The organism is Fructobacillus papyrifericola (genome assembly GCF_018437235.1).
GTDB lineage: Bacteria > Bacillota > Bacilli > Lactobacillales > Lactobacillaceae > Fructobacillus > Fructobacillus papyrifericola.
In genome coordinates this window covers 379,170-392,434 of sequence record NZ_JAAMFJ010000001.1, presented here as the reverse complement: position 1 = coordinate 392,434, position 13,265 = coordinate 379,170, and the positions used below count along the sequence as shown (strand labels likewise).

Annotated in this window: 13 protein-coding genes; 1 reads left to right on the top strand and 12 read right to left on the bottom strand. The window is 51.3% G+C overall.

Going from position 1 to position 13,265, the window contains the following annotated elements; all coding sequences use genetic code 11:
• Window positions 1-9 precede the first annotated feature (9 nt).
• Entirely contained in the window at window positions 10-3,414 is a 3,405-nt protein-coding gene (locus G6R28_RS01795) for a DNA polymerase III subunit alpha (protein WP_213792532.1), read from the bottom strand.
• Between the two features lie 192 nt (window positions 3,415-3,606).
• On the opposite strand from G6R28_RS01795, the gene G6R28_RS01790 reads away from it, so the two are divergent.
• Window positions 3,607-3,792: a YjzD family protein gene (locus tag G6R28_RS01790; protein WP_213792531.1), complete on the top strand. Its 186-nt coding sequence runs from the start codon at window positions 3,607-3,609 to the stop codon at window positions 3,790-3,792.
• Window positions 3,793-3,878: 86 nt separating this feature from the next.
• On the opposite strand, the gene pepT is transcribed toward G6R28_RS01790, so the two are convergent.
• From pepT to G6R28_RS01735, 11 genes are all read right to left on the bottom strand, one after another.
• Window positions 3,879-5,111, bottom strand: coding sequence for a peptidase T (gene pepT / locus G6R28_RS01785; RefSeq protein ID WP_213792530.1), 1,233 nt, complete (start codon window positions 5,109-5,111; stop codon window positions 3,879-3,881).
• Window positions 5,112-5,123: 12 nt separating this feature from the next.
• Window positions 5,124-5,915, bottom strand: coding sequence for a Nif3-like dinuclear metal center hexameric protein (locus G6R28_RS01780; RefSeq protein ID WP_213792529.1), 792 nt, complete (start codon window positions 5,913-5,915; stop codon window positions 5,124-5,126).
• Window positions 5,912-6,601 (bottom strand): tRNA (adenine(22)-N(1))-methyltransferase, encoded by a 690-nt coding sequence (locus G6R28_RS01775; protein WP_213792528.1) that lies wholly within the window; start codon window positions 6,599-6,601, stop codon window positions 5,912-5,914. Before G6R28_RS01775 ends, G6R28_RS01780 begins: the two co-directional genes overlap by 4 nt.
• Before the next feature lie 112 nt (window positions 6,602-6,713).
• Window positions 6,714-7,478: a ribonuclease HII gene (locus G6R28_RS01770; RefSeq protein WP_213792527.1), complete on the bottom strand. Its 765-nt coding sequence runs from the start codon at window positions 7,476-7,478 to the stop codon at window positions 6,714-6,716.
• On the bottom strand, window positions 7,471-8,316 hold the full coding sequence (gene ylqF / locus G6R28_RS01765; RefSeq protein WP_213792526.1) for a ribosome biogenesis GTPase YlqF: 846 nt from the start codon (window positions 8,314-8,316) through the stop codon (window positions 7,471-7,473). Before ylqF ends, G6R28_RS01770 begins: the two co-directional genes overlap by 8 nt.
• Before the next feature lie 13 nt (window positions 8,317-8,329).
• Window positions 8,330-8,557: a YozE family protein gene (locus G6R28_RS01760; protein WP_213792525.1), complete on the bottom strand. Its 228-nt coding sequence runs from the start codon at window positions 8,555-8,557 to the stop codon at window positions 8,330-8,332.
• On the bottom strand, window positions 8,547-9,122 hold the full coding sequence (locus G6R28_RS01755) for a YpmS family protein (RefSeq protein WP_213792524.1): 576 nt from the start codon (window positions 9,120-9,122) through the stop codon (window positions 8,547-8,549). The genes G6R28_RS01760 and G6R28_RS01755 overlap by 11 nt, the downstream gene beginning before the upstream one ends.
• 18 nt (window positions 9,123-9,140) lie before the next feature.
• Window positions 9,141-9,992: a DegV family protein gene (locus tag G6R28_RS01750; protein WP_213792523.1), complete on the bottom strand. Its 852-nt coding sequence runs from the start codon at window positions 9,990-9,992 to the stop codon at window positions 9,141-9,143.
• Between the two features lie 9 nt (window positions 9,993-10,001).
• On the bottom strand, window positions 10,002-10,502 hold the full coding sequence (locus G6R28_RS01745; protein WP_213792522.1) for a dihydrofolate reductase: 501 nt from the start codon (window positions 10,500-10,502) through the stop codon (window positions 10,002-10,004).
• Window positions 10,502-11,704 (bottom strand): CCA tRNA nucleotidyltransferase, encoded by a 1,203-nt coding sequence (locus G6R28_RS01740; protein ID WP_213792521.1) that lies wholly within the window; start codon window positions 11,702-11,704, stop codon window positions 10,502-10,504. Before G6R28_RS01740 ends, G6R28_RS01745 begins: the two co-directional genes overlap by 1 nt.
• Before the next feature lie 88 nt (window positions 11,705-11,792).
• Window positions 11,793-13,073, bottom strand: coding sequence for a tetratricopeptide repeat protein (locus tag G6R28_RS01735; protein ID WP_476620504.1), 1,281 nt, complete (start codon window positions 13,071-13,073; stop codon window positions 11,793-11,795).
• Between the last annotated feature and the right edge of the window lie 192 nt (window positions 13,074-13,265).

Here is a 13,265-nt window from a genome sequence, read left to right as displayed (position 1 = left end):
AGCTAGAATCTAACCTTTTTCTTTAAAAACGACGTTTTTTTCACCCAAGAGTGCTTGGAGGGGTTTTAAAACCGTGCTTTTATCGGCTAAACCGTATTGAATTGGCAAATTTTTTCTTTTTTTCGTTTGTGGCCAGTAAAGGGTGACCGGATTAGGGCCGTGGGCCTCTTTCATCAACTGCCAGATGGCCGCCTTCTGCTCGGCCTCCCTGCCTTCGTCAATTAGGCGCAGGAACCAAGTCCCCTGTCCTGCAGCCTTTGCCGGCTGTTTTTGCCCTGGCTCATCTTTCAAAAGGCTGGCCCGTTGCCGTTCTTGATTGCCCTCGTCAGGGTTTGCCTGTGACAAGCGGTTAGCAATGATGGACAGGCCCTGACGGACTTCAGTCTTACCGGCAATCAAAAAGACTTTTCCCGCCCTTAACTGCTCGGCTAAGCGCTCGTACAACTTTGGGAAGACGGTGACATCCACCGTTCCAGTCATGTCCGAAACGGACAGGAAGGCCATCTGATCGCCCTTCTTGGTCTTGATGACTTTGACCTGCTTAATCAAGCCGTAAATGGCAACTTGCTGGTTCTCACTCAGGTCGGCAATGGTCTGCACCTTCCCCGCGTCATAAGCGGCCGAAAAGGCCTCGGTTGGGTGCCCCGACAAGTTAAAGCCAAGCACGTCCTTTTCCCTTTGCAGCCGTTCAACTAGTGAAAAGTCAGGGACCTTCTTCATTTTGGTCTCCTTTAGCACCTGCTCGCCAAAGGCGGCCGCCGTTAAGAGGTCATCTAGATTTTCAATTAGTTCGGCCCGGTTATAGCCGAAGCGGTCCAGGGCCCCCGCGTTAATCAACAGTGACAGGACCTTTTCCTGCCGCCACTTCTCGGGCAAGGACAGAATGAAGGCCGGTAAATTGGGAAAGCCACCACGGCTTTTTCTTATCGCTAAGAGTTCCTCTACAAAGGGGGTTGGTAGGCCGGCAATGTTTGAGAGGCCCATCTGCAAAGCCTCCCCTTCAATTGACCAGTCAGCTTGGGACTGGTTGACATCCGGGCCAAGGACTTTGACCTGGCGCTTTCTGGCCTCTTGCAAGTAGCGCTGGGCCTTGGCTGCCCCACCCTGATGAGCGTTCAAAAGGGCCGTGTAGAAGGCCAAGGGTGCGTGCGCCTTCAGGTAAGCCAGTGAAAAAGACAGCTCGGAATAGGCCACCGCGTGCGATTTGTTAAAGCCGTAATTGGCAAATTGGTCGATGTAAGCAAAAAGCTGCTCGGCCTCTTCTTGACTGTGTCCCTTTTCTTTGGCACCTGCCAAAAAGGCCTCCTTGGCCTGGGCCATTTGCTTCAATTTCTTTTTGGACATGGCCGAACGCAAGGAATCGGCTTGAGCCAGTGAAAAGCCAGCATAGGCCTCGGCTACCTGCATAACCTGCTCCTGGTAAACCAGGATGCCGTAGGTTTCAGCAAGAATCCGATCGACCACCGGATCGGTCACAGGGACTGGTTCTTGGCCCAAGCGACGCTTAATAAAGGTTTCGATATGCTGACTGGGTCCCGGCCGGTAAAGGGCCGTCGAGGCCGTAATCAAGGCAAAGCGGTCAATCTTCAACCGCCGAAGCATGCGTTGCATCCCCGCCGATTCAAACTGAAAAACCCCGTTGGTCTCGCCCCTTGCAAAAAGGGCCAGGGTCGCTTCGTCCTCAAAGGAAATCTTCTTAATGTCAAATTCCTCACCGAGAACGGGCCGGGCCAGTTCAATCCCCTTGGCCAAAATCTTTAGGGTGGTTAAACCAAGAATATCAATCTTCAAGAGCCCCAGCTCTTCCACCGGTCCCTTTGGTAATTGCGTCATCAAGTAGCCGTCGTTGCCCCTTTGCACGGGTAGGGTATCCGTCAAAGGCGCATCCGACAACACCACCCCCGCCGCGTGGGTGGAATAATTTCTCGGCAGGTTTTCCATCTTCTTGGCCGTCTTCAGCAGCAAGTCACCGAATTCGACTTTTTTAAGGGCTGGCTCCAGGCGGTTTTTCGGATCGGCTAAGGTATCGGCCAGGCTAACCTTGCGACCGTTCTTACCAGCCGGAATCGTGTCGGTCAGCTTTTTTTGTTCCTTGGCATCCAGACCAAAGACACGGCCGACGTCTCGCAAAACCTGCTTGGCAGCCAAAGTACCAAAGGTAATGATCTGGGCAAAGTCCTCCTGGCCATACTTATCGTGTAAGTATGCCAATAATTCGTCCCGTCGATCGTCTGGCCAGTCAATATCGATATCGGGCATTTGGGCCCGCTCCGGGTTCAGGAACCGTTCAAAGAGTAAGCCGGCCGAAAGTGGGTCGACATTTGTAATGCCCAAGCAGTAGGCAACCAGCGAACCAGCGGCGGAACCACGGCCGGCCCCGGTCTGCACTTGGTGGTCACGAGCAAACTTTAAAATGTCCCAAACAATTAAGAAGTAATCGGCAAAGCCCAGGTCAATAATGACTGAGAGTTCCCGCTTCAAACGGTCAACGTAGGGCTGAACGTTTTTGATACCAGCTAGCTGCAGGCGGCGTTTTAAGCCGGCCTGGGCCAACTGGCTTAAGTAGTCGGCTGATGACAAGCCTGAATCCTGCTCGAAAACCGGCAGGGCCGGCTTTTTAAAGTTCAGCTGAACCTGAACTCGTTCCACCAAGGCCTCGTTGTTTTCATAGGCCTGTTTTAGTTCCAGTGTTTGCTGGTAGGCTTGGGCCAATTCCGCTTGATCACGAAGGTAAAAGACCCCCTTTTCATGGGAGAGCGGACCCAAGTCTTCTAACACCGTTCCCGCATTGACCGCTCGCAGAACCTGGGTGGTAAAGGCGTCTTCTGGATTCAAGTAGTCGACCCGGTCCCAGGCAATCAAGGGCAAGTTATTTTCCTTGGCATAGGCGGTCAGTGCCTTTTGTTGAACAAAGGACAGGCTGGGGCTAATCCCTAAATAGCGGTCCTCCCCTGAGCCAATTTGCTTTTCTAAATTCGTTAAGTAGTTTTTCGCCGCTGGATCAGAAGAGGCAATCAGCTGACCGAGTTCGGATTCAGGCGTCAGCGTGACAGCCAGTCCCTCCAAGTTTTTGGCCAACATGGAAAGGGTCATTGGTTCATCCCCCAGGGTCATCTTCTTTGATGACAGGAGGACAAGGTTCTGATAACCAGTCTGATTATAGGCCGTCAGTAGAATTGGGAAGGCCGTTGCCAAATTCACCAGGCCATTGACCATCAGCTGCAGGGAAAAGATTGGCTTAATCCCCTTCTCACCAGCCTCTTTATAAAAGTCGACCAGAGAGTACAGGACGTTTTGTTCCGCCAAAGAAACGGCCTGATAGCCACGGGCCTTGGCGATTTCGACAATTTGTTTAACACTGCTTGGGCTTTGCAGCAGTGAATAACCACTCTTAACTTGTAACGGTGCGTACATGAAAGCCTCCAACTGTGTGAAATCCTCCTTACATTATACCGAAAATTTGTTCTCTTTTTGAAAGATTTTTGACCAGGCAATCGGCCGATCTCCCTGCTGATTGTCTTTTTTCGAACAAAGTCTGGATTCTGTTGCTTGACCAATCGAACAAGTAGCGGTAGATTAGCAGTAAATCAAAAAGGTGGTGTAAACATGCGCTATATCGTAACTGGACTCTGGGCAGCCTTCTTTGGTGCGCTGCTCGGCTACTTGGTCGCTCAGATGACGAGCGTGGCCTTCAACCCAGCCCTTTCTGCTTTGGTCACCGTGATCGTTGCAGAATTGGCTTTGGTTGTGGTGCCCGCCATCTCAAAAGAAGACCAAGCAAAGCAAAACTAAACCATTCATAAAAAAAAGACTCCCTTAGGCAAAATGCTTAAAGGAGTCTTTTTTCTTTTGTTTTTAACAAGTTCATTCTTGTCTTTTTAACGGGCTGCTTCTTGAACAATTTCAAGTAAGACGTCCGTAGCCTGTTCCATCACCTGCTTGGAGACGTATTCGAAACGGCCGTGCATGTTTTCGCCACCAGCAAAAAGGTTTGGCGTTGGCAAGCCCAGGAAGGTAATCTTCGAACCATCGGTTCCACCACGAACGGCTTCGACCTTTGGTTCAATCTGAAGGGCCTTCATGGCCTTTTCAGCCAACTGCACCACCTCTTGCCGGTCCTTCAAGACTTCACCCATGTTGTAGTACTGATCTTCTAAGTTCACTTGCACCCGTGGCTGATCAAAGCCCTTGTTCAAGTCAGCAGCTAGGTCCAACAAGGTCTTTTTCTTTGCTTCAAAGGCCTTCCGGTCATGGTCACGAATGATGTAAGCCATCGAAGCTTCTTCTGGCGTTCCATTCAGGCTGTGGAGGTGGTAGAAGCCTTCGCGACCTTCCGTCTTTTCTGGCCGCTCATCTTCGGGCAGCGCGTTGTGAAAGTCAATGGCCACCTGCAGGGCGTTGACCATGGTGTCCTTGGCCGTTCCCGGGTGCACGTTGCGCCCCGTGATGCTGACTTTGGCAGCAGCCGCGTTAAAGGTCTCCCATTCGAGCTCCCCCAAAGGGCCACCGTCGACCGTGTAGGCAAAGTCCGCCCCAAAGGCGGCCACGTCAAAATTGTTGGCTCCCCGACCGATTTCTTCATCCGGTCCAAAGCCGAAGGCCAAGGCCCCGTGCTTGACTTCTGGATGGGCCAACAAGTAGTCAATCAAGGCCATGATTTCAGCCACCCCGGCCTTATCGTCGGCACCCAAAAGCGTCGTACCGTCCGTTGTGATTAAATCATGCCCCTCATACTTGGTCAGACTTGGAAAGTCCTTTGGGTCCAAGGAGAAGCCGGAATCGCCCAAGGGGATGACGGACTTGCCGTCGTATTGGTTGACTTCCTGAGGGTTGACCCCCTCACTGTTAAAGTCGGCCGTGTCCACGTGGGAAATGAAACCAATCGTTGGCACTTCCTGGTCCGTGTTTGCTGGCAACTTGGCAAAGACATAACCATCCTGCATGGTTTGCACGTCAGCAAGGCCCAAGTCCTGCAATTCAGCGGCCAAATCCTTCAAAAAGGCGACTTCCTTTGGGTCGGATGGCGTGGTCGTTGACTGCTCGTTTGAGCGGGTGTTGACTTTGACAAAGCGCATGAAGCGGTCAATTAACTTTGGGTATTTTTTTGACATGGTGAAAGCCTCCTATAGGTAGCGGTAGGGATCAGTGTTAACGGTCGAAGCAAAGACGGTCAAGGACGAACCGAACCAGTCTTTGACTTTTTCAGCCATTGGCCCCTTGGCCAGGGCCTCCATGTGGTGGTCCGGGTCCAAGACGGCAAAGTCTGCAGCCAAAACATCGTGGCCAACGTGGTAGTACAAATCGGCCGTGATGAAGAGGTCGGCCTGAGCGGCCTTAGCGGTTCGCCAGAACTTGCCACCGTCGCCGCCCAAAACGGCCACTTTTTCGACCATGGCCTCTGGGTGCTTAGCAACCAGACGAACCTGGTCAACCTGACAAGTCTGCTTGACTGCCTTGGCATAATCGACCATCTTCAGTGGTTCTTTTAAGCGGCCAATTCGACCAAGCCCGGCTTTGGCATTTCCTTCAGCTGGTAAGAGCGGCACTGCCTCTTCAATGCCAAAGGCCGAACAGAGCCAGTCGTTTAATCCACCCTCGGCCGCATCCAAATTGGTGTGTGAGGAGTAGACAACAATGTTTGCCTTAATCAAATCGGCATACATCTTATTCTGCGGGTCGGACAAGTCCAGGTTTTTGGCTGGAAAGAAGAGTGGCTCGTGATGGGCCCAAATAAAGTCAACCCCGGCCTCAACGGCTTCTTTGACCGTTTCCGGTCGAACGTCCAGGGTGGTCATGACCTTTGAGATTGGTTGGTTGGGATCGCCAATCTGCAAGCCGGTGGGGTCCCCTTCTTCGGCTAAGGACTTCGGCGCAAAGGCTTCAATTTTCTTAATTAAATCCGCTGCTCGAATCATTTGCTGAGCTCCTTTGCAATTTGTTGAATCGTTTCTTCGACTTCACGATACTTTTCGCTTTGGCTTTGTCCTGCTTCCTTGAGCCGGTCTAAGACCAATTGCAGGCGGTCCTTTTCATGCTGCCACTTGGCCTGAAAGATTGGGCCGGCCGCCTGCCTGAGGAAAGGCCCAAAGGTCAGGTCCTCTTTTGAAAGTTCCTGTTTTCCGGGCTTAGCCACGATAATCTCATAGCGGTGAATCCCCTCTTCGACCATCTCTTCTTTGGTCACTTGATAGCCGTTTGCAACCAACCAGGCCCGCAGGGCGTCCTGGTCCGTGTTTGGCTGGAGAACAAGCTCAGGAAAGGGGCCGAGTTCTTGATGGTCAGCCAAAATCTTTTTAATCAAGAGACCACCCATGCCGGCAATCACCACGGTTTCCACGCCGTCTTCTGGCTGAATGGCTGCTAAGCCATCGGCCAGTCGGCAATCGATGGCTTCCGTGAGCCCCTGACTACGCACGGTTTTCTTGGCGTTTTCGAGCGGGCCCTTGGCCACTTCACCAACAATGGCTTCTTCAACTCGGCCCTGCTCGACCAGAAAAGCGGCCAGGTAAGCGTGGTCGGAGCCGATGTCGGCGACTTTGTGTTTGGCGTTAACTAAATCGGCGACCGCGTTCAGTCGTGGAGTCAATTTAACTTGGGACATGGAAGCACTCTCCTAAAAAATGTACTGGAACCTTTTTATTTATTATACGGTTCATTAAGGGATTGAACAAGATTAAATTAGAAACAAATTAAAAAACCGCTTCTTGGCGGTTTTAAGAAAGTAATTTTTTAACGGGGGCAAAAGTCCGGCGGTGAATCGGACAGGGACCCAACTTGGCCAAGCCTGCTAAGTGGGCTTTTGTGCCGTAACCGTCGTTTTGGGCAAAGCCGTAACCCGGATACTGCTCATCGTATTTAACCATGAGGGCATCACGGGTGACTTTAGCTAAGATCGAGGCGGCCCCAATCGAATTGGAACGGGCATCCCCTTTGATCAACTTCTGCTGGGGCAAGGGCAAGTCAACGACCATGGCATCGACTAGCAAATAGTCGGCGGGCACCTGCATGGCCAGAATGGCCTCTTTCATGGCCTCTCTCGAGGCTTCATAGATATTAATTTCATCGATCCGTTCGGCCGAAACAACACCGACCCCATAGGCAATGGCGTCTTTTTTAATGTGTGCCACCAGTTCATCGCGGACCTTTTCAGACAGTTGCTTGGAATCGATGACCCCGTATGCGTCAAAGTCGGCCGGCAAAATAACGGCCGCTGCCACGACTGGCCCTGCTAGGGGTCCCCGGCCAACCTCATCGACACCGGCAATGGCCTGAAAGCCCTGCTCCCACAGTTCGGATTCGAAGGCAAAGCGAGTCATGAAGTCGGCCTTCTGCTTAGCTTCTTTTTCCAAGCGCTTGTCAAAGCTCTTTAAAGCCGCTTGAACGCCGGTCCGTTGATCTAATCGCCAGGCTGCCAATCGCTCATCGTCAAAAGCAGCTGTCTTTAGGGCAGCCTTAATGGCTGCAATCGTCTCAGTCATGTTCCCGGTCCAGGGTGTAGCGGCCCAACTTACCGGAACGCAGGTCGTTTAACATGCGGACAGCCGCCTTGTCGTAATCGTCTTTAAAGCCAAGTTTTTCGGTAATGTTCAAAAGCAAGTTTACGTCACTTTGATCAAAGGCGTCTTCGGCTAAATGGTAACGGTCAATGATGGCCTGCTGGTTGTAGTCACGGAAGAAGGCCAGGAGATTCAAGGCGGCGTCATCCTTGGCAAAGATGGTGTCCTTGACTGCACCAGTCAAAGCCAATCGTTGCCCAATCTTCTGATCTTCAAACTTTGGCCACAACACCCCGGGTGAATCGAGGATTTCCAAACCGGTGGCCGTCTTCAGCCAGGCGACTTTTTTCGTGACACCGGGCTTATTAGCGGTAATGGCCACGTTTTTTTGAACCAGGTGATTCAACAACGTGGACTTTCCAACGTTTGGAATACCGGCCAGCATCACGCGAATGGGCCGGTTCTTAATCCCCTTAGCTTCTTGTGCTGCCAGCTGTTCCTTCAAGACCTCTTTGGCCGCCTTGGTCATAAACTGGGCGGTCTTTGGTCCACGAGTGTCCAAGACCGCAACGGCCAGGCCCTGCTTTTCAAAGTAAGCCTTCCAGGCGGCCGTTTCCTTTGGGTCGGCCAAGTCCGCCTTTGTTAAGACAAGCAAGCGGGGCTTTTTGTCAATCAGCTTATCGACCTCTGGGTTTCTGGATGAAAGCGGCACTCTAGCATCGACCAATTCAAAGACAATGTCGACCAAGGAAAGGTTTTCGCGCATCAGGCGGAAGGCCTTGGCCATGTGGCCGGGATACCATTGAATGTTTTTTCCCATGACAGTCTCCTAACTAACGAGAAGCCTGGTACTCAGCCCAGGCTTCATCAAAAATGGTCATCGACATTAAGTATGGGGCAGCCGTTTCCAAATACTCCGAGATCTCATCGAAATCCATCGACTGCTTTGGAAAGGAACTGTCCAAAAAGGCATTGTTGGCAAACTGTTGAATTTCGTTTGCCGCCACGCTGTTGCGATTGGTCATCAACCAACCGTAAAATGAGCGGTTTCTACTGGGCATTTTGCATCACTCCGGTAAAGGTAAAGCGGTTATCCTTCAAGTTTAGTTCGTCGGCTTGAAGGGTCCAACCGTTCTTCTTCGTTAACTTGGCCAAATCAAGGCTGATTTGCTGCTGGTCCGGCTGGATGGTGACACCCTTTGGACCGGAATACATGGACTTGATATAACCCATGGCAACGTTGACTGGCAAGTCAAGCTTGCCGAGTTCGACTTTTTTAACAGCCATGACAATGTTCCCGTCACTAGTCGTTTGTGGGTCCATGGTTAACTTCGCGTCCATCTTTTGACCGAAAATGGTGACTGTCGTTTGGGCGGTCACGTTATCGGCATTGACAGACAGGCTGTACTTACCCTTTGACTCGTTGGTCAAATAAGTCTTTGACAGAGCGTTTAGTTGATCACGGTTCAAGGTAAGATCGATTTTTGTGTTGTCGGCGTTTTTCGTCGTACTAAAAGCCGTCCGGGTTGGCACCATGGCCAGATAAGTGGTGTAGGCACCAGCTGACAGGATGGCAATTACTAAGAGCCAAAACAGCCAAAACCAAATGGAACGATGCTTCTTCATGACAAAACCTTCTAACTTTTATTCTGCTTCAAAGAGGATGGCTAAAGCGCCCAATCCGGTGTGTGTTGAAATCAAAGGACTCGTGGTCGAAACCAAGATATCAATGTCCGGCCAGATTTCGTTCAAGCGGTCGGCCATGGCCTGGGCCTCTTCCGGAATACCGGCGTGGCTGACCCCGATGTGCTTCATCTGCTTGAAGCCCTTCATCTTTTCGATGACCTCGTCATTGTACTTGTTCAAAGTCTTCATGCCGCGGCCTTTAACGGCCACATCGACTTTCCCTTCGCGGTCAACAAAGGCTCCGACCTTGATATTTAAGAGGTTTCCAATCAGTCCTTGTGTCTTTGACAGGCGACCACCGGCCACCATGTTATCCAACGTTCGGAATGACAAGTAAATGTAAGAATTCTTCCGCGCTTCTTCAGCAGCCGCCAGAACCTCTTCCATGCTGCCACCCTGGGCAGCCACCTTGGCAGCGGCCAAGACAACAAAGGCCTGGGCGCGGTCAGCTTGACGAGTATCAAAGGTTTCCACCCGGTTCTTCACCAATGCGGCCGCCTGTTGGGCAGCGTTGACTGTACCAGAAAGGCCAGATGAAATGTGCAAGGACAAAATCTCGGCCTCTTCGTCGCCATCAACGGCCTTTTCGTAAGCTTCCTGGAAAGCGCCGATTGACGGCTGAGAAGTGTGTGGCAGTTCATTGCTTTCGGCCATTAGTTCCAAAAACTTTTCGGCCGAAATGCTAACACCGTCTTCGTAAATCGTGCCATCAATTTCAACAGATAAGGGAACGATTTGAATATCAAATTCCTTGATTTCCGCTTCCGTTAGGCGGCAAGCGGAATCCGTTACAATTTTAACCTTCGTCATCATGATCTCCTAGGCTTTTCGTTTATACGTTAAAAATTCAATGGCTTGCCCATTGTCAATCATTTTCGATTGATCAACCAGGTCAAACTGGGTTAAATCAACCGGATCAACAAAGGTATCGCCGTCAAAGTCGCCAAAGACTTTGGTTACCGACAGGTCGGTTGCCTCCGGCATCAACAGCCGGTAAATCTGTGCCCCACCGGCCACCGTCACAACCCTTTCCTCCTGCCATTCGGCATGGATGAGTTCCAGCAGTTCATCCTTTGAATGAACCACCGTCACCTCCGAATAGCCGGGGTCAAAGTCTTCTTGGCTGGTTAAGACAACGGAATGTCTCTTAGGCAATGGTCGCCCGATTGATTCCCAAGTCGAGCGGCCCATGACCATCGTCGTGTTGATTGTTTCTTTTTTAAAGTGGGCCAAGTCGGCTGGCAAAGACCATGGCAGCCGACCGTCTTTGCCAATGGCGTGTTTTTCGTCTTCGGCCCAAACCATCTTTAATATTGCCATTATTCGGCCTCCTTTGCAAAGGCAAGCAAGGCGTCCTTGCTGTTTTCAAGCTGGCCGGAAACGACCTGCCTTTCCATGGTATGAAGCAGCTTGCCCAAGGCTGGTCCGGGCTTGGCCAGACCAGATTGAATCAGCTGGCCGCCGTTAAGGGCCAAATCCTTGGCAGAAGCAATCGGTAAAGCGGCAAAAGTATCCGAAATTGATAAGCGCACTGATTCGCTGACGCCCATTATTTCAAGCACTTCTAAGAATGTTCCCGCCAGGTCATTGATTTGGTACAAGTCCCAAACCGAAAGGTCATTCACCCCTTCAATAGCCGGAGCTAAGCGACTAACCGTGGCCATAATCTCTCTGGAGAGTTTCCAGGAACGCAGCTCTGCTTGCAAGCCATCTTTTGGAATTCCAAGCGTTCCCAGGTAAAGGGTCCAGACCGTGAGCAGATTCTTTGGCCGAGCACTTTGCAGCCAGCCAGCCATTTCCAAGAAGTGACCAGCAGACTGACCCGCTTGTCCAGGGAAGTGAGCAAAAAGGTCAACGGCCACCATACTTTCAAGCACGGTACCGGCCGCCTGGCCCATTAAAAGCTTTTCAAATTCAACCTGAATCCGCTCAACAGCGATTTTCTCCAGGTTTGGCGCCAACTTTGTCAGTGCCTCCAGGGTTCCCTCCTCGATTGAAAAACCGAGCTTGGAGGCAAAGCGGAAGGCCCGCATCATTCGCAATGCGTCTTCTGTAAACCGTTCTTCTGGATCGCCAACGGCCCGAATCTGCTTCTTCTTCAAATCGGCTAGACCACCGAAGAGGTCAATGACCGTGCCATCGGCGTCCAAGGCAAAGGCGTTAATGGTAAAGTCCCGCCGCTTCAAATCCTCGGTTAACGAACGAACAAAGGTCACGGAATCCGGGCGACGGAAGTCCGTGTAGGTCGATTCCGTTCGAAAGGTCGTGATTTCATAGCCCTCGCCGTGGTCTAAGACCATGACGGTGCCGTGCTGAATGCCCGTATCGACGGTCTTGTTAAAAATCGCCTTAATTTCTTCTGGGTAGGCGGAAGACGCAATGTCGACGTCGTGCAGTTCCTCGCCCAAAATCATGTCGCGAACACAACCGCCAACGAAGTAGGCCTCGTAGCCAGCCGCATTAATTTTATCTAAGATGGGTTTAGCCGCCACTAATTGGCTGGGCAGTTGATCAAATTGCATTCGGCCACCTCATTTCGATTTCTCGTCTACTTTATCTTAGCAAGAATCGCTAAAAATTGCACGAAGCGCGCCCCTTGTCAACGCGCACTCAGTCTTCCAAATCCGCCAAACGCCCTTCCATGTCAAAGTCGTCCGGGGTAATGGTCAGCAAGTGCTCAATCGTTTCTTTTTCCTGCTTAATCTGGCCCGTTTCGTGGTACCAGTCGGCCAAATCGTGCAAGAAGTCGCCGTCTTCAGGATAGTCTTCGGCCGCCTGCTGCCAGTATGGCGCGGCTTTTTCGTCCATTTCCTTTGCGTGGTAGGCCCGGGCCAGGTCCCAGTTAAACTTGGGATCGACCAAATCCTTATCCCCTGCATCCGAAATCACTTGGATGGTCTGGTCGTAATCGTGCTTGGCCAAGTAAAAGTCCGCCAAGGCAGCAATCGTCGTCAAGTCCAAATCATCTAAGGCCAGCGCCTTTTTGTAGGAATCCTCAGCCAAGTCGTCTTCGCCCAGTAAGAAGGCCAGGTTTCCGGTCAAGCGATACAAAACCGGGTTGGTCTGATCATAAGACAGACCGGCTTGATAAGTCTGCAGGGCTTCTTTTTGCTGCTTGTCTTTTTCTTGAGCCTGGCCCAGCAATGGGTAGACCGAGGTATAGTGGGGATCCTGCTCTAAAATCTCTTCATAAAAGTCGATGGCCTGGTCGATTTGGCCCTGTTCTTGGTACAAAAAGGCCAGTTGGAACTTCGTATCAAGGCTCATGTCCAAGGGCTTGATCTGTTCCAGGTAGGCAATAGCGTTTTCAACGTTACCGACCGCCGCATAGGCCGTTCCGATACGAGCGGCCACATCGACTTGGGCAATTCGCCGCTGGCCCTGCAGCAAGAGGCTGCGGTAGAGACCAATCGCCTTGTTGTATTCCCCGGTTGAAAAGTAGAATTCAGCTAAGGCAAAGGTCACCACCGGTTCGTTTGGCGCCATCTTCAAGGCCTTGGTCAAGGAAAGCTCGGCCGATTCCTTTAGCCCTTCCTGCTGATACAAATCCGCCTTCACTAAGAGGGCCTGCAGGTAGGCCTCTGAATCGGGGCTAATCTGGGCCAAGTAGTCCTGGGCTTCTTCCAGCTTGTCTTCTTCAATGGCCAGTTCCGCCAAGGCCGACTTGAGCTGGTCTTCTTCTGGATGCTTTTTTAGCAGTTGCTGGTAAGCTTTTTTTGATTCATCAACAAAGCCCATGGCGTAGAGGTCTTCGGCCAAGGAAAAGACCAAATCATCGCTGTCTTCTTTCAAGGACAGGGAAAAGGCCTTTTTGGCCTGGTCGACTTGGCCCAGCTGGAGTGCACTCATCATTTCTTCTGCGTGGTTGGTCATGTTATTGCCCCTTTTCAAACTGTCAAAACTCTACCAACCATTATAGCCTGCAAAGCGCTTTCAAGAAAGGCAAATCTTCTCATTTTTTCCAATTAAGCCGTTTCCAATCAAAGTTAGCCCTCCCTTTTCACAAATTTAATTTTCATCTAATTCACGAATAGACCAATTCGTGCTAGAATAGATAGCGTTAAGTCTTTGGCTTCAAACCAA

Bases quoted from the DNA above. Each gene is read 5' to 3' on its own strand.
- G6R28_RS01795 (WP_213792532.1), bottom strand. From the start codon at position 3,414: ATGTACGCACCGTTACAAGTTAAGAGTGGTTATTCACTGCTGCAAAGC.
- G6R28_RS01790 (WP_213792531.1), top strand. From the start codon at position 3,607: ATGCGCTATATCGTAACTGGACTCTGGGCAGCCTTCTTTGGTGCGCTG.
- pepT (WP_213792530.1), bottom strand. From the start codon at position 5,111: ATGTCAAAAAAATACCCAAAGTTAATTGACCGCTTCATGCGCTTTGTC.
- G6R28_RS01780 (WP_213792529.1), bottom strand. From the start codon at position 5,915: ATGATTCGAGCAGCGGATTTAATTAAGAAAATTGAAGCCTTTGCGCCG.
- G6R28_RS01775 (WP_213792528.1), bottom strand. From the start codon at position 6,601: ATGTCCCAAGTTAAATTGACTCCACGACTGAACGCGGTCGCCGATTTA.
- G6R28_RS01770 (WP_213792527.1), bottom strand. From the start codon at position 7,478: ATGACTGAGACGATTGCAGCCATTAAGGCTGCCCTAAAGACAGCTGCT.
- ylqF (WP_213792526.1), bottom strand. From the start codon at position 8,316: ATGGGAAAAAACATTCAATGGTATCCCGGCCACATGGCCAAGGCCTTC.
- G6R28_RS01760 (WP_213792525.1), bottom strand. From the start codon at position 8,557: ATGCCCAGTAGAAACCGCTCATTTTACGGTTGGTTGATGACCAATCGC.
- G6R28_RS01755 (WP_213792524.1), bottom strand. From the start codon at position 9,122: ATGAAGAAGCATCGTTCCATTTGGTTTTGGCTGTTTTGGCTCTTAGTA.
- G6R28_RS01750 (WP_213792523.1), bottom strand. From the start codon at position 9,992: ATGACGAAGGTTAAAATTGTAACGGATTCCGCTTGCCGCCTAACGGAA.
- G6R28_RS01745 (WP_213792522.1), bottom strand. From the start codon at position 10,502: ATGGCAATATTAAAGATGGTTTGGGCCGAAGACGAAAAACACGCCATT.
- G6R28_RS01740 (WP_213792521.1), bottom strand. From the start codon at position 11,704: ATGCAATTTGATCAACTGCCCAGCCAATTAGTGGCGGCTAAACCCATC.